The sequence below is a fragment of the Asticcacaulis sp. P2_C5 genome, from assembly GCF_056404555.1.
Map to the genome: position 1 here is coordinate 251,165 of NZ_JBFUDU010000008.1, position 19,806 is coordinate 270,970.

The following is a 19,806-nucleotide window of genomic DNA, read 5'->3' on the forward strand; positions in this document are numbered from 1 at the left end:
TTAATCACGATTTCGCCGCGACGTTAAGCCTTAACCGCAGACCTCAGTGCTTTTCATCGTCATACGTGTCGTTTTCATCATCGTCGTCGTCCCATGGGGCCGCCGGGGGCGCAATGGCGACGCGCGGCGCTTCGGTGGCAGGCACCGGGTCTTCCGTATGCGTCGTCGGTGCCGCCGGCAGGCGCTTAATCACCGCATCGATATGCGACAGCCACTTGCGACCGAGGCGCACGGCTTCCGATGCCGTCTTGGCGTGAACCGGATTATGACTGACATCACCATACAGATTTAGTTCGAATTCGGGTGTCTGGACGTCGTCGAACATCAGCCGCAGCGTGACCTTTGACGCCTGAGCGTGGGTTTCGTTGAGCACCTTGCGGACTTCGCCGCGCTGGGCGCGCGCCATGACTCGTTCATCGACGATCAGTTCGGCGCCCTCGATCTCATCAAAGGCAAAGACCAGACCCTGGCCGCCGGTATTCCACATGATGGCCAGGTCGCCGGCGGTGAAGTCGAGCCCGGCGGCCTTGGCGCCACCCAGATCGAAGACAATGGCGTCGGCCGGCTTGCCCAGGGCCGAGTTGAGCGCGCGTTGCAGGCGGCGCGTTGCCTCGAACCACCACATCAGGCCTGAGGCGATCAGGGTGAGGGCGATACCGGCGAACAGGAAATACAGGAGTATGCGCGCGGCATGGACCATGGGGCGGCGTCTGAATACAGCTAAGAAAAGCTTAACATGGCGGACAGCCGTTAAAATTCGGTTGTCGCTGGCGGATTATCCGTCGATCTCGACAACAACCGGCACATGGTCCGACGGCTTGGCTTCATCGTGGGTGCGGCCGCGCGTATCCTTGTGGATGACAAGCCCGCTCAATCGGTCGGCCGCCTGGGGCGACAGCAGGTGATGATCGATGCGGATGCCCTCGTTCTTCTGCCAAGCGCCGGCCTGGTAATCCCAGAAGGTGTAGCGATTGCCGTCCGGCGGATAGACGTCGAAGGCATCGGTATAGCCGAGGTTCTTGAAGCCCTGGTACGCCTGGCGAACGGCAGGCTGGTACAGGGCGTCGTCGAGCCAGACCGACTCTTTCCAGCAGTCGGCCTTGGTCGGGATGATGTTGAAGTCACCGGTGATGACGGTGGCCTCCTCAAACGCCAGCAGTTCGGCCGCGCGACGGTGCAGGCGTTCCAGCCAGCGCAGCTTATAGGCATATTTGTCTGTGCCCAAAGGATTGCCGTTCGGGAGATAGAGGCCGACGAAACGCACGGGCTGAGGCGCCTCGATCAGGGCTTCGATATAGCGCGACTGTTCATCGCTTTCGTCCCCAGGCAGGCCTTTGGACACTTCGCTTAGCGGAAATTTTGACAGGATGGCGACGCCGTTCCACGTCTTCTGGCCGTGAACGGCGCAGTTATAGCCAAGCGATTCGAAGGCTTCGAACGGAAACTTTTCTTCGAGGCATTTCAGTTCCTGCAGGGCGCAGACGTCGGGTGCGGCCTCGGCGAACCACTCCAGCAGCAGCGGCAGGCGGGCGTTGACCGAATTGACATTCCATGTGGCGAGTTTCATGGCCGCGTTTGTAGAGGAGGGGCCGCGGAGTCGCAAGAGTCCTACAGCGCGAAACTGGTCCCGCAGCCGCATGATGATACGGCCAATGGGTTCAGGATCTTGAACTGGGAGCCAACCAGTTCCTCGACATAGTCGATCATCGACCCGGCCATGAGCGGTGCCGAGACGTCATCGACCAGGGCGGTGGCGCCGTCAAAGGTGATATGGCTGTCTTCGCTTGTGGCCTGGTCGGTCAGGTCCAGGACATACTGGAACCCCGAACAGCCGCCGCCTTCGACCGTCACGCGCAGCATGACAGGATGGCCGGCCTCGGCGCTGAGGCGGTTCAGATGGGCGGCGGCGGCGCGTGTTAAGGAAATATCGTGGTTCATGGCAGCCAATATGGGCGCTTTTCTACGTGAAATCAGCCCCCTGACTGGAAATTTTAGGCGACTGTTACATTTTATAGTATAGCGACGCAGACCCGATTGCCGACATGTGCAAGGAAAAGGCGCGACATGACCCTGGCCCCCTATGCCGAAGACGTCACCCAAAGCCGCGGCCGCCTGCATCCGCAGGCCGAAAGCCCGACGCGGACGGCCTTTGCCCGCGACCGCGACCGCATCATCCATTCGACGGCCTTTCGCCGGCTGAAAGGCAAGACGCAGGTGTTTGTCGCCAATGAAGGCGACTATTTCCGCACCCGGCTGACCCATTCGCTGGAAGTGGCGCAGATTGCCCGTTCGCTGGCCCATTCGATGCGCCTCAATGAAGACCTGGCCGAGACGATTGCCCTGTCGCACGACCTGGGCCATCCGCCCTTCGGTCATGCCGGCGAAGACGAACTGCACAAATGCATGGAACCGTGGGGTGGCTTCGATCACAACGTCCAGACCTTCCGCGTCATCACCAAGCTGGAAGTCCGCTATCCCGGCTTTGATGGCCTGAACCTGACCTGGGAGACCCTGGAAGGCATAGTCAAGCACAATGGTCCGGTCAGTCACCACATGGCCGAACCGTCATGGAAGGCCATTGTCGATTTCAATGAGCAGTGGGACCTGCGCACCGACACCTTTGCCTCGATGGAGGCCCAGGCCGCGGCCATTGCCGACGACATCGCCTATAACAACCACGATGTCGATGACGGCCTGCGCGCCGACCTGTTTACCATCTCCGACCTGATGGAGGTGCCGTTGATCGGCCCGGCACTGCGTTCGGTGCAGAAGGATTGGCCCAATATCGACGATCGCATGCTGCGTCTGGAAGGCGTACGGCGGATGATCGGCACCATGATCGAGGACGTCGAGGGCGAAACGGCGCGCCGACTGGCGGCTGATGGTATCCAGACCGCCGAAGACGTCCGGACGGCGAAACGGCAGATGGTCGCCTTTTCGAAGGGCGTGTTCGACGACCTGACACGGCTGCGCGCCTTCCTGTTCGAGCGCATGTACAAGCATTATCGGCTGAACCGCACCCGCAGCCATGCCCGGCGGACCCTCAACGAAATGTTCTTCCTGTTCATGAACGAGCCCGATACCCTGCCGACACAATGGTTCCAGGTCGTCACCGCCAAGGATTCCGAGGCCGCACGCGCCCGGGTGATCTGCGACTATGTCGCCGGCATGACCGACGCCTTCGCTATCGAAGAGCACCGGCGCCTGTTCAGCTTTATGGGCTGAATTTTACAAGACGGCTGAGTCAAAGGCAGCGCTAACTTACATCCCTATGGGCGATCATAATGCGGTTAACCAGTGACCGCGTTCCTTTGATCTCCTCCATAAGGATACCCCAAATGCGCAAGATCCTCATCCCCGCCGCTGCCCTGGCCGTCACGATTATGTCCCTGGCTGCCTGCGCCTCCGACACGACTCAAACCACGACAAGCGCCAGCGTCACAACGCAAAACGGCGAAGTGGTTCAGGAATCAACCACCACGGCGACCAGCACAGTAGCACCCGACGGCTCGGTGACCTCGTCTTCGGTCTCGACCTCGACGACCAATTACTGAGCTGGTTGTAACAGATCCCACAGATTGCCGAAACGGTCGCGAAACACGCAGACCTTGCCGTAGGGCTCATTGCGGGCGTCTTCCGTAAAGGTGACGCCCGCCGCCGTGTAGGCGGCGTGGTCGCGATCGAAATCGTCAGTAAACAGGACCAGAAACACGCGCCCGCCCGCCTGGCATCCGATCTGCGCCGCCTGTTCCGGTTTGGTCGCCTTCGCCAGCAGCAGCCGCGTCTCGATCGAGCCCCTGGGCGCCACCAGAACCCAGCGCTTGCCGCCGCCCATATCGCTGTCTTCGACCAGGTCGAAACCAAGATCGCCGCAATAGTGCGCAATGGCCGCGTCATAGTCGGGGACCAGGAGGGATATGGCAGCCAAATGCTGCTTTACTGGAACCTGTTGTTTCACCGGCTCGATTTCTTCACAAGGAACATGGCCGCGTCGGCTTCGCTGAGCCAGGCTTCGGCGGTCGCCTGATTGGCATAGGCCCGCACGCCGAATGAACCTCCGGTCTTGAGGTAGAGACCGTTATAGGCAAAGGTCCCCATGATCAGTTCGGCTTCCAGTTTCATCGCCTTGATGCGCGACGATTTCAGGTCGGCGCGGCGCAGCAGGACGGCAAATTCATCCCCGCCCATGCGTCCGACGGCATCGCCTTCGCGCACGCTGGCTTTCAATGTGTCCGCGACATAGATCAGGGCAGCATCACCGGCGCCATGGCCGTAGGAATCGTTGATGCTCTTGAAACTGTCCATATCGAGGAAGATCAGGCAGGCCTCTTCGCCATAGCGTTTGCAATCCGCCATGGCGCGCTGGACCTCGCGCAGGAAGGCGCGGCGGTTCAGGGTGGGCGTCAGGACGTCGCTATCGGCCTGGTCCTGCGCTTCCTGGAAGGCCAGGACCTGCTGATGCAACTGTTCGCGCAGGCGCTCATTTTCCATCATCAGGGATTCGATCAGCGCCTGGGCGGAAACCGGCCAGTTGCTGGATATAGCCTCCGCTTCGGCCTCGACCTGTTCCGGCATCGGCTGGGCGGCGACGAACGCGGCTTCCAGGCGCGCAAACGAAGCCGCGATAGCGTCTTCCGGTCGCATAACCGGGGCTTGCGCTGTAATGCTGAGCGCATGGCGGCGCCCGGGCTCGAAAATCTGCGTATTGGCAACCAGTTGGGCTGGCGAAACGACGGGCTCATGAGCCTTGTCGGCCAACTGGATAACGGGCGCCGGGGTGGACAACGCCGGCTCAGCCTTGGGCTCGACTTTCTGGGCTTCCAGATGCTGGGCCAGCAGGTTTTGCATCGACGCGGTCGTCGCCCTGCGCACGGGCTCGGCGGCATCGTCCGCGACGGACGGATAAGCTTGCGAATCTAGACCCATAGTGACCGCGACGTTTCAGCTGGAAGGAGGTGGGTGAGGGCTGTTTGGCAGCCCTTCGACGGTCTTATGAAAGCACACCCGGTGGCCGCGTGCAATGATTTCACCTCTGCATTTTTCAGTGATTTTGTAAGGGATGGGTAAGCTGGTTAACAGGTGTATAACAGCCCGTATCCGCCCTAAAACGGATATAAAAAGCTGGAAATGCGTTGTTGGCAGGGCGGTGCAACTTGCTCTATATACGCCGCTTCCCAGGTTCGCCCTCTACCCGAAAGGATCGCCATGGCTGCCAAGCCTCCCGTCGCCATTATCATGGGGTCACGGTCCGACTGGAATGTCATGAAGGCTGCGGCTGCGGCGCTCGACTCGCTCGGGGTTGCCTATGAGACGAAGGTGGTCTCGGCCCATCGCACCCCCCAGCGCATGGTCGAATTCGCCACCGGCGCCAAGGCGGCCGGTTTCAAGGTCATTATTGCCGGCGCCGGTGGCGCAGCGCACCTGCCGGGCATGACGGCCTCCATGACCACCCTGCCGGTGCTGGGCGTGCCTGTGCCGGTCAAGGACGGGTTGAAAGGTATCGATTCGTTGCTGTCGATCGTCCAGATGCCGGGCGGCATTCCCGTCGGCACCCTGGCGGTCGGAGAAGCCGGGGCGAAGAATGCCGGGCTTCTGGCGGCACAGATCCTGGCCTTGAGCGACGACGCCCTGGCTGGTCGCATTGCGGCCTTGCGCGCCGCCCAGACGGACGGCGTTCCCGAGACGGTGGAAGATTGATGCGGGTTCTCGAACTGGGGGCGACGATCGGCATATTGGGCGACGGCCAGCTGGGCCGCATGCTGAGCCAGGCGGCGTCTCGCCTGGGCTTCAAGGTCGTCATCTTCGGACCGGACAAGGAATCGCCGGCGGCCCAGGTATCGCTGGCGTCGAAGGTCGCCGCCTATTCCGACGAAGCTGTGCTGGCCGGGCTGGCGCAGCGCTGTGACGTTATCACCTTCGAATTCGAAAATGTCCCGGCGGCCAGCCTCGACTATCTGACAGGTCTCGGTGCAACGGTCGCGCCATCCTCCCAGGCGTTGCGCATCACCCAGGACCGGGTGCTGGAAAAAACCTTTGCCCGCGCGCAGGGGATCGGTACGGTCGATTTCCGCCCGATCGACAGTCTGGATGACCTCAGCGCTGCCGTCGCGGAGTTGGGTGTGCCCTCGCTGCTCAAGACCCGGCGCGAAGGCTATGATGGCAAGGGGCAGATATGGATCCATTCGATCGATGAGGTGCCGGCGGCCTTCACGACCTTAGGCGGGCGACCGTCGATACTCGAGGCCCGGGCCGACTTTACGCGCGAGATATCCGTCGTGGCAGCACGCGGTTGGGACGGCACGGTCAGGACATTTCCGATTGGTGAGAACCATCATGTTGGCGGGATATTGTCGACGACCCTGGCGCCGGCTCACGTCAGCGATGCGGTCGTGGCGCGCGCTCATGATATCGCGCGCCGGGTCCTCGAAGGACTCGACTACGTCGGGGTACTGGCCGTGGAACTGTTCGTCCTGCCGGGCGACGATCTGCTGCTCAACGAAATCGCACCGCGGGTTCATAATTCCGGTCACTGGACCCAGGATGGCTGCCTGTGCGACCAGTTCGAACAGCATATTCGTGCCGTCGCCGGCTGGCCGCTGGGCGATACCACGGCCCTGCAAACGATCGAGATGACCAATCTGCTCGGGCCCGATATCCTGGCCTGGCCGGAACTGGCTTCCGAAGCGCGTTCGCGTCTCTATGTCTACGGCAAGGACGATCCGCGTCCCGGCCGCAAGATGGGCCATATCAATAGAGTGAAAAACTGATGATCGTCGTATCCCTGACCTACAAGGTCTCAACCGATGTTCTGGATCAGCATCTCGATGCCCACGTCGCGTGGCTGAAGGACGGCTATGCGGCGGGGTATCTGCTGGCTTCGGGCCGCAAGGTACCGCGCACAGGCGGCATGCTGCTGGTCCGCGGCGACAAGGCGTTCGCCGAGGCCTGGGCGGCAACCGACCCGTTCGCCGTCAATGGACTGGCGGACTACGATTTTACCGAGGTCAATATTGGCATGACGGCCGACGGGCTTGAAGGCCTGAAGGCCTAACACAAATCGCGCGCAGCGCTTTGCGTGATCACGTCGCAAGGTGCTTTCGGGGGGTAGCCTGACGCCGAACATGTCGCGTGTTCGTTCGTGCTTTTCTCTTTTTTCGCGCTTTTCGTGATCCATAATTCCACCTTCGAAGGCGTGGAAACTCGGTAAAGCGAGAGATAATCTGTTCGCTCAACTCAATGACGGCACGTCGTCTACAGTGGAATCTTGGATCACGAAAAGCACGAAAAAACGAAAAGCACGAATAAAATCAGAGCTTTTCCGGCTTATGGCCAGGTCTGGTCCGCGCATCGTGTCAAGGCATGCGCTGCGCGCGAGCGAAAATAACGGCTCAGTCACAGATTGGCGTCGTGGCCGAAGCGCAGCTTGCCCAAGCTGGTCGCCAGGTTGAGCAGCACCTCTTCGGGCTTGGCCGGCAGCTGCGCCTTGAACTTTTCAAAGGCCATGACCGAGTCGATATTGCGCCCGATCTGGTCCAGTTGCGCCTCGCGGCCCTGGCTGAGCCGGGTCATCAGGGCGGTCGACAGGATGCCGCAGACAATGACGCGCTTGGAATAGTGATTCTCGTCCAGGGCCTTGTCACCTGCCAGCAACCAGATGCGATCGGCCGTCGCCCATAGCAGGCGATGATACAGGGCGGCGTGATGGGGCAGGGCGAAGAAGCCTATAAGCCGGTGGGCCAGCCGTTCATCGAAGGCCGCGGCATCGAGCCGTGTATTAAGCAGGTGAGCGATCTTTTCGCGGATTTTCAGGCCGGACTGGGCGTTGAGGATGTCTGGATCGTGCAGGACCTGGTCGTGCTGGCGCCACAGAACAGCGGCGATATCGGCGCCGCCATTGGGCGCGATCAGGTCACGCTCGCCGTCGCTGAGGCCGAGAGCACGCGCACCGGCCTCGACGCTGGTCCGGTTAAACCCCAATTCGCAGGCAAAGGGCGCCACGGCCTGTGCCAGACGGGATTCAGCGGCTTGCAGATCGGCATAGGGGGCAGCTTGGCTCATGGGCTAAGGATAGTCCTTGCGGGGGATCACGCCAAGGGCGGAAATGGCGCGGGGCGGCCGCATAATGTCGCAGCGGCTGCCGCAATGGCACAAATTCAGCCAAAATTCCCTTTTCGCGTTGGGTTCGGCTGGACAAGGTCCGACGCCTGATGTATGGGCATGCGACCTCCCGCCAGCCAACCCGGCTTGCGGGCTAAGTTTTTTTCGACGGGTAAGCAGCATGACCAGGCGAGTGGGCCGGGCATGTCATGATCCTATCCGTCCCGAACCGAATATGGAGAGAGCCCCCTGGTACAGATTTTCGTTCGTGACAACAATGTTGATCAGGCGCTTAAGGCCCTGAAGAAGAAGATGCAGCGCGAAGGCTCGTTCCGTGAAATGAAGCGCCACGTGCATTACGAAAAGCCCTCGGAAAAGCGTGCCCGTCAACAGGCTGAAGCTGTCCGTCGCGCCCGTAAGCTGGCCCGCAAGCGCATGCAGCGCGAAGGCGGCATCATGCCGACCCGCACTGTAAAGGCATAGTTAAGTCACGTTCTGAGATCATCTCCGAAAAGCGTTGAGGGGCGACCTTCAGCGCTTTTTTCGTTTCCGGAAGTTCCATGGAAAAGCCCGACCTTCTGCCGCCCGATCCGCACGATCTGGCCATCCTGACCACGGCCATGCCGGCCGACACCAATCCGTCGGGCGATATTTTCGGCGGCTGGCTGATGTCGCAGATGGACCTGGCGGCCGGCAATGTCGCGGCGCGCGTCTCGAAGGGCCGTGTGGCGACCATAGCCGTTGATGGCATGGCCTTTATGACGCCGGTCCAGGTCGGCGATGAGGTCAGTGTCTATGCCAAATTGATGTCGACCGGGCGCACCTCGATGCGGCTGAAGGTCGACGCTTACCGCCGTCCGCGCGACAGCGAAGTCAAGACGCGCGTCACCGAAGCCATCTTTACGTTTGTGGCCATTGACGCCAGTGGCCGGCCGCGGCCAGTGAACGCATAACCCTCTTTCGCTCGATTAAAATTGTGTTAAGAATGCGTCAAACTCCCCTTGTGAGGGGGAGGACGAAATCAGCCGGACTCACGGCAGGGGTATGCATACCATGGTGAAATCAACCTTTATCAGCCGCTTCCAGGATTGGATCAGCGAATGGGATGACGCCAAGACGCGCCAGATTCTCGTCGTGCTGCTAGCCGTCTTGTGCGGTCTGCTGGTCGGCATGGTCATCGACACGGCCATGCATTGGCTGGGCGACTACATGTTTCCGCCGCCCCCGGTGCTCAACATGGCCGATAAGGAACAACTGGTCGAGTTGTACAAGACCATGGCGCCCGAAGCGTTCAGCATCAAGATCATCTCCTGGGCGATCGGTACCCTGGCTGGTGGCTACTGCGCGGTTCGCATGGCCAAGATGGGCCAGTTTCCGGCCTGGATCGTCGGCATATTGCTGTTCGCCGGCTACCTGATCGCCATGGTTGGCCTTCCCAATCCTATTTGGGTCCTGATTCTCTGCCCCGTCCTGGTGGCGGTCTGTGCCTATGGCGCTGGCTGGCTCGGCATGTATGTGACCGTGCAGAAGGCGCAAAGCGCCCAGGCCTGATTGCCAACCCGCTATTTGGGCCGGCTATTTTGGCCGCGGCACGATATAGATGGCGGTGGGCGCGCGTTCGAACTTGATCTGAACAGCATCCGGCGTTTCGGATGGCGTAAAACAGGCGGACGCCTTGGCGTCCGTCGACGTCTGAACCTTCAGTGCCAGGGATTTTCCTGATTTCAGCAGCGCCGTGCCACCGGTGGCGCCATCGAAACAGACGGTCTTGTAGTCAGGCACGGCCAGGCTGAGCAGGCCTGCAGCCTTTTTCGCGCCGTCATGCGCCTGGGTGATGGCCACCGCCAGATAGGTCGCGTCCAGCGTGGCCGCAGGCGCGATGTTGGGAACCAGCTTGATCGTGATGCCAATGGACGTGCCCTTGGGCGCCGTCAGGGCAATTTGACGTTTGTTCTTCAGGTCGTCAGCCGAAGGTAGCGGCGTAATACGTCCGTTAGACGCTATGGCCAGGGCCATATCGCCGTCTGCCCGTTTTACCGCAGCCGTAACGCCTTTCGCGTCCCCCTTGATCGCCAGGAAATAGGCCATCTGGAAGTGGTCGCGCTGCGCAGACGGCATATTGTAATAGGCCTGCAGAAAGGGAAACAGCTTCTCCGTCGGCAGGGCGGCCGTTTCGGCCGAAACGACGGATGCCGCGAGAAGAAGAGGCAGGGCCGCCGCCGCGGCTTTGCGCAGGAACATGTCTTACCTATTTCTCAGGTGTGTCGAACAGCGCGATACTGGCCGGACGGCTCAGCGTGATGCGCGTGGCGCCGGGGAATTGTGATGGAACATAGTAGGGCGTTCCGGCCGGATACTCCTCACCATTACCCGTTTCCGGCAAGGGTTTGGACTGGCCATTGACGTCGACGGTGCCATTATCGGCGCCGACGAAATAGACACGATCGAGCTTTTTCAGCGTCATGGCCAGCGCGCCGGCAATCTTGCCCATGGCAGAATTGCCCTGCTTGATGCCCGTCGCCAGACCGGCGGCGTCGTAGGTCTTGCCGGCTGGCTGGGTCGAATACACCTTGATCTTCGGACCGATCGTGCAACTCGACGGCATGGTCATGGACAGGGTGGCGCCACCGTTCAACTGGTCGCGCGTCGGCAGAGGCGTTACGCGGCCATCACCGGCGATATGCAAGGCCATGGTCTTGCCGCCGGCATTGAGCGTGGCGCGAACCAGGCTGGCATCGCAATGCTTGATGCGCAGGTTGTAATAGATATTGACTTGGCTGCGTTCGCCGGCCGGCAGGTTGAGAAACTTCTGCAGTCCGGGAAAGGCATCGGCCGCCTTGCCGGTCTGGGTGATCATACCGTCCTGAGCCATGGCGGGCGCCGTAGCGGACACTAACAATACAGCCGACAGCGCAACAACAGCCGGCGCGAAGACACGACGCAACACCTTTGATATCCTTTTGATGGCCCCACTTACAGGCACGATCTGTAACATAACGATCGCATAGTGCCAAATTGAGGCTGAATGGTGGGTGAATAATGTCCGCTAAGATGCAGTGAACCGGGCAGCGCCATCGTACGTATTGCGGATATCCGGTTCAGGTTCATAATAGCCGGGCGCAACGGAGGGGCTCATGACCGATCTTACACGCAGACATCTTATGGCGGCTGGCCTCGCCCTGGCTGGTAGTACGGGTACGGCACAGGCGGCAATTCCAGAAACTGAGGGCTATACGACGGTTCCGGGCGGCAAGGTCTACTGGCGACGGTTCGGTTCCGGCGGCAAGACGCCCCTATTGACGCTGCATGGCGGGCCAGGAGCAGCCCATAACTACCTGCTGCCGTTGAAGGCTCTGGCCGATGGCCGGCCGGTCATCTTTTACGATCAACTGGGTTGCGGCAAGGCCGAGTCTCCGCCGGATGAAAGCCTCTACACGGTTCAGCGTTCCGTCGATGAACTGGATGCCGTTCGGGCGGCGCTGGGGCTCGATCGCGTCGTGCTGTACGGCCATTCGTGGGGGGCGATGCTGGCCATAGAATATCTGTGTCAGGGGCGCGGCAGCGGGATAGATACTGTGATCCTGGGTGGGGCGCTGGCCAGCGTTCCTCAGGCTTCGGCCGGACAGCAGAGACTAATTGCGGCCATGCCGGGGGACTATGCCCAGAAACTGCATGGTTTGGAAAAGGCCGGGAAGATGGACAGCGACGAATACCGCGCCCTGACCCAGGCTTTCTACGACCGGTATGTCCTGCGTGTGCCGCCTTCACCCGATGCGTTGGTCAGCTTCGAAGCCCTTGCCACGTCGATCGCCTATCGCGTGATGAACGGACCAAACGAGTTCTATATTACGGGGGTGATCAAGGACTGGGACCGCCGGGCTGATCTGGGCAAGATCACCCAGCGGACGCTGATCACGACGGCGGAATATGACGAGGTAACCTTGGATTGTCACACGACGATCCGTCACGGCGTGTCGGGACCGGCCAGGCTGGAGATCTTCAAGGGCTGTTCGCACATGACCATGGTCGAGAAGCCGGAAATCTATGTCGGGGCCCTGCGGCGGTTCCTGGCCAAGACAGCGTAAAGTCTTGCCCACAGATTGGCGCAGATTTTCACAGATTTTCGCAACTACCAAGGCGGATAGATGTTTTCGCTCAACTCAGCGGATGCACGTCCTCGACAGTGGAATTTGGATCACGAAAAGCTCGAAAAGCAGAAAAGCACGAATATTAGGGTGAAAATTTTCCCGCGCGAAGCGCCTTCATTCAGCGCCTGAACCACGAGCTCTATTAATGCCCTTTGGGCGATATCTGATCAGCCCAAACCATTCGTGCTTTTCTGCTTTTCGAGCTTTTCGTGATCCAAATTCCACTGTCGAGGACGTGCCGTCACCGCGTTGCGCGAACATCGTACGCCCACTTGGTAGCTAATATTTTTCCGCCACCCCAGTCAAAACTGGCGTCTGAACGCAGCTTGGGCGTTACAAAAAATCTGCATAATCGATGTTACAGGTTTGGCGTTTAGTCAGAATGCCCGGCCCGGCTGACCGCGTAGCTCAGCGTGATCGCCTCGCGCAGCACGGATTCGTCGATATCGGACAGGCGATTGATATATAGGCATCCGCCGCGCATCTTGTGCTTCCCCAGGCGCGCCAGGATATCGGCCAAGTCGGGCGTGCCGCCCATCACATACAGGGTGAACTTGTCCTTTGGCGCGGCAAAGGCGACACGCGGCCAGGCATAGGCTTTCCTGCCTTCGCCCGCCATATACTGCCCAAAGCCTATGATCGACGGCCCCCACATGACCGCGGGTTCGCCCGTGAGCTCGCAATAGAGCGCAAGAAGATAAAGCGCGTCGCTTCGCCGCCGCTCATCTTCGATCGCGGTCAGATAGGCTTTGGGATCGACGTCCGTGGGGCGCGTCTTGGGTTCGGCCATCTTCGCCTCAATCGTCGGGGAAATGCTCATCCTCATACGCGGCGACAAGGTCAAGCAGCGCCTGAAGTTCGTCACCTTCCGGCGAGCCGGGTGCAGCGCCCGTCAGCTTTTCCAGACGTTGCAGAGCGTCCTGATATTCGGCTTCCGTGCGCAGGAACTCGTACAGCATGACGGTTACAGCCCCTTGACGATACCTTCGACCATCTTCTTGGCGTCAGCGAACAGCATCATGGTGTTGTCGCGGAAGAACAGCTCATTCTCGACCCCGGCATAGCCGGCCGCCATGCCGCGCTTGACGAACAACACGGTGCGCGCCTTTTCGACGTCGAGGATCGGCATGCCGTAGATGGCCGACGTCGGATCGGTCTTGGCCGCCGGATTGGTGACGTCATTGGCGCCGATAACAAAGGCAACGTCGGCCGTAGCAAATTCGCTGTTGATGTCTTCCAGCTCGAAGACCTCATCGTAGGGCACATTGGCTTCGGCCAGCAGGACGTTCATGTGGCCCGGCATGCGGCCGGCAACCGGGTGAATGGCGTATTTCACCTCGACGCCTTCTTCCTTCAGCTTGTCGGCCATTTCGCGCAGGGCATGCTGGGCCTGGGCGACCGCCATGCCATAGCCCGGCACGATGATGACCTTCGACGCGTTCTTCATGATGAAGGCGGCGTCTTCGGCCGAACCGGTTTTCACCGGACGGGTCTCGACCTTGCCGGTACCGGCGGCCGCCGTATCGCCACCAAAGCCGCCCATGATGACGCTGAAGAAGTTGCGATTCATCGCCTTGCACATGATGTACGACAGGATCGCGCCGGAAGACCCCACCAGAGCGCCGGTGATGATCAGGGCGATGTTTTCCAGGGTAAAGCCCAGGGCCGCCGCGGCCCAGCCCGAATAGGAGTTGAGCATCGACACGACGACCGGCATGTCCGCGCCGCCGATCGGGATGATCAGGGTGATGCCGATGACCAGAGACAGGAGCAGAACCAGCCAGAAGGCCCATTTGGCATCGCCGTGCGTGCCGACCAGGACGCCGATCAGCACGAAGATGGCCACGCCCAGGGCGATGTTGAGCAGGTGGCGCGCCGGCAGGATGATCGGTGCCCCCGACATATTGCCGTTTAGCTTGGCAAAGGCGATGACGGAGCCGGTAAAGGTAATGGCCCCGATGGCGCAGCCGAGCGACAGTTCGATCAGTGGTTCCGGCAGGATCGCGCCAGAGCCATCACCGATCAGGAAGGAGGTAGGGCTGAACAGGGCGCCGGTGGCGACCATGCAGGCCGAAAGGCCGACCAGCGAGTGGAAGGCAGCAACCAGTTGCGGCATCGAGGTCATCGACACCTTGCGGGCTATGGTCATGCCGACCATGCCGCCGATGGCGAGACCGCACAGCACGATCAGGATGGTGACGGCATTGAGCTTGTTGCTGCTGGCCAGGCTGAGCAGGGTGACACCGACGGCGATAGCCATGCCGACCATGCCGTAGAGATTGCCCTGGCGCGAGGTTTCGGGGCTCGACAGGCCGCGCAGCGCCATGATGAACAGGACGCCCGAGACCAAGTAGGCGAGAGCGGAAAAATCTGCGATCGACATTAGTGCGCGCTCCCTTCTGCCTTGGCTTCGACCTTGGCGGCCGGCTTGTCTTTCTTCTTGTACATGGCCAGCATGCGCCGCGTGACCATGAAGCCGCCGAAGATATTGACCGCGGCCAGGGCCGAGGCGACGCCACCGGCGCCCTTGGCGACCCACGTGTTGAGATCCGGTCCGGCCGAGCCTTGCCCCTGCGCCGCGGCAGCCACCAGGGCGCCGACGATGATGACCGACGAAATGGCGTTGGTCACGGCCATCAGCGGTGTATGCAGGGCCGGCGTCACGCTCCACACGACGTAGTAGCCGACGAAAATGGCCAGGACGAAAATGGCCAGACGGAAGATGGTGGGATCAACGGCTTCCATAGTTTTTCCTCTTGATCGGGGCGGTCGAGTAGGCGGCATTGGCCAGGCGGATCAGGCCTTCATCGTTGTATTCGAAGGTTTCTGCGATGATGTGGCTCGACTGGTTGCGATAGACCAGGGTGTGCCCCTGGGCGCCGACGCAGTTGGCGACCGGCTCGAATTTCAGATTGGGGACGCGCGGCAGGGTGCTCGAAACATACTGAAAAAAAGCATGGATGTCGGTCAGGACGCCGCGTTCCGACATGCCCATCTTGGTGACGAAGGGCGAGATAAACACCAGATTGTCGGCATAGAGCTCGCAGATACTCTGGGGGTCGCGGGAATTCCACGCGGCGTACCAGTCATGGGCCTTTTGTTCATAGTCGATGTCGAGGCTCATGCTGGGGTACTTTCTGGCAGGCGAATGTCTGGGGTAGTACGGCTCATGCCTTCAGCGCAGGATGCACGATGGCGCCGCCGTGGGCGACCAGGGCCGCCTTGAGAATCTCGTCCTCGGCGTCGGGCGTCAATACGCCCTCCTTGTTGATCAGCAGGCCGACGAAGGCCTGGAGATTGCGCGCATACAGCGCCGAAGCATCGGCGGCGATGGCGGCCGTGATGTTGGAGAAGCCGATGATCTTCACGCCGTTGACGTCAACGATCTGGTCGGCGACGCAGCCTTCGACATTGCCGCCCTGGGGCGCGGCCAGATCGATCAGGATGGAGCCGGGCTTCATCGAGGCGACCTGTTCCCTGGTGACCAGAATCGGTGCGGCGCGGCCAGGGATCAGGGCCGTGGTGATGACGATATCCTGCTTGGCGATATGCGAAGTGGTGAGCGCCGCCTGCTTGGCCTTGTATTCGGCCGACATTTCCTTGGCGTAGCCGCCGGCGGTCTGGGCGTTCTTGAATTCTTCGTCCTCGACGGCCAGGAACTTGGCGCCCAGCGATTCGACCTGCTCCTTGGTGGCGGGACGCACGTCGGTCGCGGTCACCACCGCACCGAGGCGCCGCGCCGTGGCGATGGCCTGCAGGCCGGCAACACCGACCCCCATGATAAAGGCCTTGGCCGGTGCGACGGTGCCCGCCGCCGTCATCATCATCGGGAAGGCCTTGCCAAACGCATTGGCGGCTTCAATGACGGCGCGGTAGCCGGCCAGGTTGGCTTGCGACGACAGGACATCCATGACCTGGGCGCGGGTGATACGCGGCACGAATTCCATGGCATAGGCGTCGACGCCCTTGGCGGCCAGGGCGTTCAAGGCATCCTTTTCGCGATAAGCATCCAGCATGGCGACCACGATGGCGCCACTCTTCAGGGCCTTGATCTCGGCAGCACTTGGCCCGCGGACCTTCAAAAGGATATCGGCGTCTTTCAGGGCGTCGGCCGCGGTCTTGGCCAGGGTCGCACCGGCCGCCGTGAAGGCGTCGTCGGTGATCGACGCGCCCAAACCGGCGCCGCTTTGGACGACTACGGCCTGGCCGGCGCCGGTCCATTTTTTGACCGTGTCCGGCGTGGCGGCAACACGCGTTTCACCGGCGTGGGATTCCTTGAGAATTGCGATGGTAACAGCCAAGTTTCCGATTCCTCAGTGGCAAAAACTACGCTTGATTACGGGCGTAACGACTTGATCGCCGTCTTTTGTGATGTTCGCTTGTTATGAGCAAACGCCCGGCAAGTCAAAGCATTGTTATGAGCTCGATGTCAGGTGTTACCGGACCCGGCGCACGGACTGTGTAATATCGTGGACGCGATGGCGGGGCATGCTTTTTCGACTCGAAACTCCGGAGGCCATCATGCCGTTGTTGCGTCCCGCCGTATTTGTCGCCCTCATCCTGGCTCCCGCGGCCGCCCGTGCGGCAACGTCGGATTTTTCCGATCGCGCATTTGCCAATGCCGTCGCCGTGGTTGTGGCCGCCGATGACCTGGCTGCCCATTGCCCCGACGCCGGCCGGCCGGGTACGGTTGCTTATCAGGCGTGGACGAAATGGCAGTTGGACAATGTGGCGGAAGGCGTGCGCCGGGCGGCCGACGCAGCGGCGGCCGAGGCGCCTATGCGCTCGGCCTATGCCAAGCTGAAGGCCGGGGTGGATGCAAAATTGTCGCCGATCTACGGCATGGGCTGTACCGCGCTGACGGCGTGGATCGGCAGCGCCGACGCCGTGGTCGATCCAGCGGTCAGGGCGCGGCTGGGCGGAACCGTTGCCGCGGCTGCGCCCGTGCCCGTGCCCGTGCCCGTGTCTGAGGCCGCGCCGAAGAGCGCCATAAAGGCCGCGCCGGCGGATATTCTCGGCTATGGCCTGACCCAGTCCTACGGCATGGGTTACGGCGGCATGATCATTGTCAAGTTCGAGCCGGCTGTATTGTTCGGTTCGGGCGAAATACTGCTCGACGCCGATGGGCTGAAGGACGTCGCGGCCGACAAGGCGGCCAACCCCGATCATTGGTCGATCTGGCGCACGAGCGGTGGCGTCTATGAGTACCGGACGGAGTCGGGTAAGTGGAACCCCATCCTTAATAACCAGGTGTGGCGCACGCCACCTTCGACGGTCGGCTTGCAGGGCCGGTTTACCGCGACGGGCGGCGGAGGCAATACGGCGATGGGCGGGACGTCGGCGGTGTTTGTCGAGACAAGTTACACCTTTCTGCCCGGCGGGCGGCTGGAGCGCGACGGTGTGGCATCATCGACGGCGCAGGCGAGCGACGTCAGCACGGTGGCGGGCAGCCATACGGGGCGGCAGGGGCGTTATGCGATCGACGGGCTGAATTTGAAGATCAGTTATGACGATGGCCGGCAGGAAACGGTGATCCTGATGACCCATCCCAAGGACAAGGATATCATCTGGATCGATGGAACGGCCTATATCCGGAAGTAGGCGCCTTCGATCTGAGCGGTTATGAACGGTCGGCGGCTTGGCGCAGCAAGGTCAGCAAGGTGTCATCGGCCATCTCCGGACCGGTCAGAATAAGTTTGGCCTTCAGTCGCTCCGACCAGCTTTCCTTGTCCGGGGTGGTCAGGCCGGGCGCCGCATCGGCCGTCAGGGCGAGACCGATCGCCGCCTGGCCACCACGCAAGGGTTTCAGGGCGGCGAACTGGACCTTGCGCGACCAGGCGCTGAAGCCCTTGCGCTGGGTCGCGACCACATCGGGGATCTGGTCGACAAGCTGTTCGACGGCAGCCAGAATGGCGGCGCTGGCAGGGTCCTTCCACAGGGTGGCGCGCAAGGCTGCGGCGTCGGCCCAGGGATCGGGTTCGGGATTGAGAGCGTCGATAATCTGGGCGGCGCGATTCTGCCCGATGCCGTGATGCGTCTTCAGCCACTCGGACTGCTTGCCCTTGGTGGTTTCGGGACAGTCGCGTTTGAGGATGTCTACCCACGCCTCCAGCGGCTTGCCGGTGTCGCGTTCCAGCGACGCCTTGACCGACGCAAACCATTTCTGCTGGCGTTCAGTCAGGTTTTTGGCGGTCAGGTTGCTGGGCGGCGGATTGGCGGGCATGACAGGACCAGGATCAATGGCCGGGATCAGCCTTTTTCTTCAGCATCAGCCAGCCGGCGACGGCAAGAACGGCCGCAGAAACAAAGGCGGTGATAAAGCCAAGCTGGGTGCAGGTCAGGATGACAATGAAGACCAGCAGAACGGCGAGGTTGAGGCTGCCCCACTTGGTCAGATTGCCGAACAGTTCGTAGGTGCCGCGGTGCTGATGGATATCCATCTCACCATGAACATAGTCGCTGTGGCTGTCGTGATCGTGATGGTCGGCCATGATGTCCTCGAACTCGGGCAATGCGGGATTCTTCTACGGCTCTTACAAAAGACCGACCGTTCGGTCAATGCACCAGAGCCTTTTGGAGCGAAATGTCTGCCCGCTTGTAGATCTCATGCAACCCGATGTCGCAGTCGACCCAGCCCAGCTTGCGATAGGTGGGCACGGCGTGTGGTAATTTGACCGACGACACCAAATAGAGCGTTTTCAGCCCCAGACTACGGGCGTGGTCCTCGATGACGCCGACCAGGCGGCTGCCGATCCCCTTGCCCTGGAAGATGGCCGATACCGCCATCTTGCCCAGTTCGAACATCTCGTCGCCGCGCTTGATCAGGGCGCAGGTGCCGACGATCTGTCCGTGGACGGTCGCCATATAGATGCAGCCGCCAGGCGTGATAATGGCGGCGACCGGATCGGCGAACATCTGGTAATCGACGGGTTCGACGGTGAAATAATGCTCCAGCCATTCGATGTTCAGCGCGGCGAAATAGCGTTTGTGATCGGGATTGGCGGGGTCATAGGGGACAATCTCCAGGCCCGACAGGACCTGATCCGATTTCAGCGCTGTTTTCAGGCCGCGCGCTACGGCCCGGTCTTCGACCACGTCTTCCAGGCCGGCGACGATCCGGCGGATGTCGTCCGCCTGGGGGCCGAACGCCGTCTGCAGGGCCTGACCCAGGATAAACCAGGCCGGTTCCAGGCGCGTATGCAGAACGGTTCCGGCTTGCGACAAGGTCACCTGCTTGATGCGGGCGTCGTTGGGATCTGGCGTCAATTCGATCAGTCCGGCTGCCAGCAGTTGCTTGCAGAAGGCGTTGATCGCGGCGTGCGACACACCGAGCTGCTGGGCCAGGGCCATCATGCCGACGCCCGGCTGTTTATAGACAGTCCGGAAGAGGGGGAACCACCGCGGCTCGAAAGCCAGGTCGTGCGCTTCGTAGAAGGCCTTGACGGTCGCCATCATGCTTTCGCTGAGCACACGCAGACGCGTTCCGAGGGCGAGAAGGTCGAGTTCCTGGAGGGCTTGGGCCATGTTTTCGTCATTAATTACGTAACTAATTACGCAATAA

The 19,806-nt window shown here is 61.1% G+C and carries 27 protein-coding genes; 10 read left to right on the plus strand and 17 right to left on the minus strand.

Annotated features, from left to right (window positions below):
• Positions 1–43: 43 nt before the first annotated feature.
• The 3 genes from AC1DXO_RS15940 to AC1DXO_RS15950 all read right to left on the minus strand — a co-directional run bounded on the left by AC1DXO_RS15940 (position 44) and on the right by AC1DXO_RS15950 (position 1,938).
• Positions 44–700, minus strand: a complete 657-nt coding sequence (locus AC1DXO_RS15940) for a hypothetical protein (RefSeq protein WP_476979156.1) — start codon at positions 698–700, stop codon at positions 44–46.
• A 75-nt stretch (positions 701–775) separates the two neighbouring features.
• Positions 776–1,567: an exodeoxyribonuclease III gene (gene xth, locus AC1DXO_RS15945; RefSeq protein WP_476979157.1), complete on the minus strand. Its 792-nt coding sequence runs from the start codon at positions 1,565–1,567 to the stop codon at positions 776–778.
• A 41-nt stretch (positions 1,568–1,608) separates the two neighbouring features.
• Positions 1,609–1,938 carry a HesB/IscA family protein gene (locus tag AC1DXO_RS15950; RefSeq protein ID WP_476979158.1) on the minus strand — a complete coding sequence of 110 codons (330 nt, stop codon included), beginning with the start codon at positions 1,936–1,938 and terminating at the stop codon, positions 1,609–1,611.
• A gap of 126 nt (positions 1,939–2,064) precedes the next feature.
• Between AC1DXO_RS15950 and AC1DXO_RS15955 the strand changes: the two genes are divergently transcribed.
• Entirely contained in the window at positions 2,065–3,225 is a 1,161-nt protein-coding gene (locus AC1DXO_RS15955) for a deoxyguanosinetriphosphate triphosphohydrolase (RefSeq protein ID WP_476979159.1), read from the plus strand.
• 113 nt (positions 3,226–3,338) lie between these two features.
• The gene (locus tag AC1DXO_RS15960) at positions 3,339–3,554 is read left to right on the plus strand and encodes a hypothetical protein (protein ID WP_476979160.1); all 216 of its coding nucleotides are present in this window, start codon (positions 3,339–3,341) and stop codon (positions 3,552–3,554) included.
• Here AC1DXO_RS15960 and AC1DXO_RS15965 read toward each other — a convergent pair.
• Both AC1DXO_RS15965 and AC1DXO_RS15970 read right to left on the minus strand, forming a co-directional pair.
• On the minus strand, positions 3,548–3,919 hold the full coding sequence (locus tag AC1DXO_RS15965; protein WP_476979216.1) for a VOC family protein: 372 nt from the start codon (positions 3,917–3,919) through the stop codon (positions 3,548–3,550). The two genes, AC1DXO_RS15960 and AC1DXO_RS15965, sit on opposite strands and share 7 nt — an antisense overlap.
• Before the next feature lie 35 nt (positions 3,920–3,954).
• A complete protein-coding gene (locus AC1DXO_RS15970; RefSeq protein ID WP_476979161.1) occupies positions 3,955–4,926 on the minus strand; it encodes a GGDEF domain-containing protein in 972 nt (323 codons plus the stop codon).
• A 279-nt stretch (positions 4,927–5,205) separates the two neighbouring features.
• Here AC1DXO_RS15970 and purE point away from each other — a divergent pair, with 279 nt between their 5' ends.
• From purE to AC1DXO_RS15985, 3 genes are read left to right on the plus strand one after another with little or no spacing between them, the layout of a single operon-like run.
• On the plus strand, positions 5,206–5,697 hold the full coding sequence (gene purE / locus AC1DXO_RS15975; RefSeq protein WP_476979162.1) for a 5-(carboxyamino)imidazole ribonucleotide mutase: 492 nt from the start codon (positions 5,206–5,208) through the stop codon (positions 5,695–5,697).
• Positions 5,697–6,767 carry a 5-(carboxyamino)imidazole ribonucleotide synthase gene (locus AC1DXO_RS15980; RefSeq protein ID WP_476979163.1) on the plus strand — a complete coding sequence of 357 codons (1,071 nt, stop codon included), beginning with the start codon at positions 5,697–5,699 and terminating at the stop codon, positions 6,765–6,767. The genes purE and AC1DXO_RS15980 overlap by 1 nt, the downstream gene beginning before the upstream one ends.
• On the plus strand, positions 6,767–7,051 hold the full coding sequence (locus AC1DXO_RS15985) for a YciI family protein (protein WP_476979164.1): 285 nt from the start codon (positions 6,767–6,769) through the stop codon (positions 7,049–7,051). The genes AC1DXO_RS15980 and AC1DXO_RS15985 overlap by 1 nt, the downstream gene beginning before the upstream one ends.
• A 341-nt stretch (positions 7,052–7,392) precedes the next feature.
• On the opposite strand, the gene AC1DXO_RS15990 is transcribed toward AC1DXO_RS15985, so the two are convergent.
• Entirely contained in the window at positions 7,393–8,058 is a 666-nt protein-coding gene (locus tag AC1DXO_RS15990; protein ID WP_476979165.1) for a COQ9 family protein, read from the minus strand.
• A gap of 288 nt (positions 8,059–8,346) precedes the next feature.
• On the opposite strand from AC1DXO_RS15990, the gene rpsU reads away from it, so the two are divergent.
• The 3 genes from rpsU (at position 8,347) to AC1DXO_RS16005 (ending at position 9,648) form a co-directional block, all read left to right on the plus strand.
• Positions 8,347–8,580 carry a 30S ribosomal protein S21 gene (rpsU, locus tag AC1DXO_RS15995; RefSeq protein WP_476979217.1) on the plus strand — a complete coding sequence of 78 codons (234 nt, stop codon included), beginning with the start codon at positions 8,347–8,349 and terminating at the stop codon, positions 8,578–8,580.
• Positions 8,581–8,657: 77 nt separating this feature from the next.
• The gene (locus tag AC1DXO_RS16000) at positions 8,658–9,050 is read left to right on the plus strand and encodes an acyl-CoA thioesterase (protein ID WP_476979166.1); all 393 of its coding nucleotides are present in this window, start codon (positions 8,658–8,660) and stop codon (positions 9,048–9,050) included.
• Between the two features lie 100 nt (positions 9,051–9,150).
• Positions 9,151–9,648 carry a hypothetical protein gene (locus AC1DXO_RS16005; RefSeq protein ID WP_476979167.1) on the plus strand — a complete coding sequence of 166 codons (498 nt, stop codon included), beginning with the start codon at positions 9,151–9,153 and terminating at the stop codon, positions 9,646–9,648.
• Between the two features lie 24 nt (positions 9,649–9,672).
• Here the strand turns inward: AC1DXO_RS16005 and AC1DXO_RS16010 are convergent, their stop codons facing one another.
• Positions 9,673–10,338, minus strand: a complete 666-nt coding sequence (locus AC1DXO_RS16010) for a hypothetical protein (RefSeq protein WP_476979168.1) — start codon at positions 10,336–10,338, stop codon at positions 9,673–9,675.
• Between the two features lie 7 nt (positions 10,339–10,345).
• Positions 10,346–11,044 (minus strand): hypothetical protein, encoded by a 699-nt coding sequence (locus tag AC1DXO_RS16015; protein ID WP_476979169.1) that lies wholly within the window; start codon positions 11,042–11,044, stop codon positions 10,346–10,348.
• A 187-nt stretch (positions 11,045–11,231) separates the two neighbouring features.
• On the opposite strand from AC1DXO_RS16015, the gene AC1DXO_RS16020 reads away from it, so the two are divergent.
• Positions 11,232–12,182, plus strand: a complete 951-nt coding sequence (locus AC1DXO_RS16020) for a proline iminopeptidase-family hydrolase (RefSeq protein ID WP_476979170.1) — start codon at positions 11,232–11,234, stop codon at positions 12,180–12,182.
• Positions 12,183–12,618: 436 nt separating this feature from the next.
• Here AC1DXO_RS16020 and AC1DXO_RS16025 read toward each other — a convergent pair whose 3' ends face one another.
• From AC1DXO_RS16025 to AC1DXO_RS16050, 6 genes are read right to left on the minus strand one after another with little or no spacing between them, the layout of a single operon-like run.
• The gene (locus AC1DXO_RS16025; protein ID WP_476979171.1) at positions 12,619–13,035 is read right to left on the minus strand and encodes a DUF1801 domain-containing protein; all 417 of its coding nucleotides are present in this window, start codon (positions 13,033–13,035) and stop codon (positions 12,619–12,621) included.
• A gap of 7 nt (positions 13,036–13,042) precedes the next feature.
• Complete coding sequence (locus tag AC1DXO_RS16030) at positions 13,043–13,204, minus strand: transcriptional regulator (protein ID WP_476979172.1); 162 nt, start codon at positions 13,202–13,204, stop codon at positions 13,043–13,045.
• A gap of 5 nt (positions 13,205–13,209) precedes the next feature.
• Positions 13,210–14,628 (minus strand): NAD(P)(+) transhydrogenase (Re/Si-specific) subunit beta, encoded by a 1,419-nt coding sequence (locus AC1DXO_RS16035; RefSeq protein ID WP_476979173.1) that lies wholly within the window; start codon positions 14,626–14,628, stop codon positions 13,210–13,212.
• Positions 14,628–14,990, minus strand: coding sequence for an NAD(P) transhydrogenase subunit alpha part 2 (locus AC1DXO_RS16040; protein WP_476979174.1), 363 nt, complete (start codon positions 14,988–14,990; stop codon positions 14,628–14,630). The genes AC1DXO_RS16035 and AC1DXO_RS16040 overlap by 1 nt, the downstream gene beginning before the upstream one ends.
• A complete protein-coding gene (locus tag AC1DXO_RS16045) occupies positions 14,977–15,369 on the minus strand; it encodes a nuclear transport factor 2 family protein (protein ID WP_476979175.1) in 393 nt (130 codons plus the stop codon). The genes AC1DXO_RS16040 and AC1DXO_RS16045 overlap by 14 nt, the downstream gene beginning before the upstream one ends.
• Positions 15,370–15,412: 43 nt before the next feature.
• The gene (locus AC1DXO_RS16050; protein WP_476979176.1) at positions 15,413–16,546 is read right to left on the minus strand and encodes a Re/Si-specific NAD(P)(+) transhydrogenase subunit alpha; all 1,134 of its coding nucleotides are present in this window, start codon (positions 16,544–16,546) and stop codon (positions 15,413–15,415) included.
• Between the two features lie 220 nt (positions 16,547–16,766).
• Between AC1DXO_RS16050 and AC1DXO_RS16055 the strand changes: the two genes are divergently transcribed.
• Entirely contained in the window at positions 16,767–17,846 is a 1,080-nt protein-coding gene (locus AC1DXO_RS16055) for a hypothetical protein (RefSeq protein ID WP_476979177.1), read from the plus strand.
• Positions 17,847–17,865: 19 nt separating this feature from the next.
• Here AC1DXO_RS16055 and AC1DXO_RS16060 read toward each other — a convergent pair whose 3' ends face one another.
• The 3 genes from AC1DXO_RS16060 to AC1DXO_RS16070 are packed head-to-tail and all read right to left on the minus strand — an operon-like array spanning position 17,866 to position 19,769.
• Complete coding sequence (locus tag AC1DXO_RS16060) at positions 17,866–18,468, minus strand: DUF4287 domain-containing protein (RefSeq protein ID WP_476979178.1); 603 nt, start codon at positions 18,466–18,468, stop codon at positions 17,866–17,868.
• A 13-nt stretch (positions 18,469–18,481) separates the two neighbouring features.
• Complete coding sequence (locus tag AC1DXO_RS16065) at positions 18,482–18,757, minus strand: aa3-type cytochrome c oxidase subunit IV (protein WP_476979179.1); 276 nt, start codon at positions 18,755–18,757, stop codon at positions 18,482–18,484.
• 43 nt (positions 18,758–18,800) lie between these two features.
• Entirely contained in the window at positions 18,801–19,769 is a 969-nt protein-coding gene (locus tag AC1DXO_RS16070; protein ID WP_476979180.1) for a bifunctional helix-turn-helix transcriptional regulator/GNAT family N-acetyltransferase, read from the minus strand.
• Between the last annotated feature and the right edge of the window lie 37 nt (positions 19,770–19,806).

What these genes read in the sequence shown, in the direction of transcription:
- AC1DXO_RS15940 (WP_476979156.1), bottom strand. Translation starts at nt 700, where the DNA reads ATGGTCCATGCCGCGCGCATACTCCTGTATTTCCTGTTCGCCGGTATC.
- xth (WP_476979157.1), bottom strand. Translation starts at nt 1,567, where the DNA reads ATGAAACTCGCCACATGGAATGTCAATTCGGTCAACGCCCGCCTGCCG.
- AC1DXO_RS15950 (WP_476979158.1), bottom strand. Translation starts at nt 1,938, where the DNA reads ATGAACCACGATATTTCCTTAACACGCGCCGCCGCCGCCCATCTGAAC.
- AC1DXO_RS15955 (WP_476979159.1), top strand. Translation starts at nt 2,065, where the DNA reads ATGACCCTGGCCCCCTATGCCGAAGACGTCACCCAAAGCCGCGGCCGC.
- AC1DXO_RS15960 (WP_476979160.1), top strand. Translation starts at nt 3,339, where the DNA reads ATGCGCAAGATCCTCATCCCCGCCGCTGCCCTGGCCGTCACGATTATG.
- AC1DXO_RS15970 (WP_476979161.1), bottom strand. Translation starts at nt 4,926, where the DNA reads ATGGGTCTAGATTCGCAAGCTTATCCGTCCGTCGCGGACGATGCCGCC.
- purE (WP_476979162.1), top strand. Translation starts at nt 5,206, where the DNA reads ATGGCTGCCAAGCCTCCCGTCGCCATTATCATGGGGTCACGGTCCGAC.
- AC1DXO_RS15980 (WP_476979163.1), top strand. Translation starts at nt 5,697, where the DNA reads ATGCGGGTTCTCGAACTGGGGGCGACGATCGGCATATTGGGCGACGGC.
- AC1DXO_RS15985 (WP_476979164.1), top strand. Translation starts at nt 6,767, where the DNA reads ATGATCGTCGTATCCCTGACCTACAAGGTCTCAACCGATGTTCTGGAT.
- AC1DXO_RS15990 (WP_476979165.1), bottom strand. Translation starts at nt 8,058, where the DNA reads ATGAGCCAAGCTGCCCCCTATGCCGATCTGCAAGCCGCTGAATCCCGT.
- AC1DXO_RS16000 (WP_476979166.1), top strand. Translation starts at nt 8,658, where the DNA reads ATGGAAAAGCCCGACCTTCTGCCGCCCGATCCGCACGATCTGGCCATC.
- AC1DXO_RS16005 (WP_476979167.1), top strand. Translation starts at nt 9,151, where the DNA reads ATGGTGAAATCAACCTTTATCAGCCGCTTCCAGGATTGGATCAGCGAA.
- AC1DXO_RS16010 (WP_476979168.1), bottom strand. Translation starts at nt 10,338, where the DNA reads ATGTTCCTGCGCAAAGCCGCGGCGGCGGCCCTGCCTCTTCTTCTCGCG.
- AC1DXO_RS16020 (WP_476979170.1), top strand. Translation starts at nt 11,232, where the DNA reads ATGACCGATCTTACACGCAGACATCTTATGGCGGCTGGCCTCGCCCTG.
- AC1DXO_RS16025 (WP_476979171.1), bottom strand. Translation starts at nt 13,035, where the DNA reads ATGGCCGAACCCAAGACGCGCCCCACGGACGTCGATCCCAAAGCCTAT.
- AC1DXO_RS16030 (WP_476979172.1), bottom strand. Translation starts at nt 13,204, where the DNA reads ATGCTGTACGAGTTCCTGCGCACGGAAGCCGAATATCAGGACGCTCTG.
- AC1DXO_RS16035 (WP_476979173.1), bottom strand. Translation starts at nt 14,628, where the DNA reads ATGTCGATCGCAGATTTTTCCGCTCTCGCCTACTTGGTCTCGGGCGTC.
- AC1DXO_RS16040 (WP_476979174.1), bottom strand. Translation starts at nt 14,990, where the DNA reads ATGGAAGCCGTTGATCCCACCATCTTCCGTCTGGCCATTTTCGTCCTG.
- AC1DXO_RS16045 (WP_476979175.1), bottom strand. Translation starts at nt 15,369, where the DNA reads ATGAGCCTCGACATCGACTATGAACAAAAGGCCCATGACTGGTACGCC.
- AC1DXO_RS16055 (WP_476979177.1), top strand. Translation starts at nt 16,767, where the DNA reads ATGCCGTTGTTGCGTCCCGCCGTATTTGTCGCCCTCATCCTGGCTCCC.
- AC1DXO_RS16060 (WP_476979178.1), bottom strand. Translation starts at nt 18,468, where the DNA reads ATGCCCGCCAATCCGCCGCCCAGCAACCTGACCGCCAAAAACCTGACT.
- AC1DXO_RS16070 (WP_476979180.1), bottom strand. Translation starts at nt 19,769, where the DNA reads ATGGCCCAAGCCCTCCAGGAACTCGACCTTCTCGCCCTCGGAACGCGT.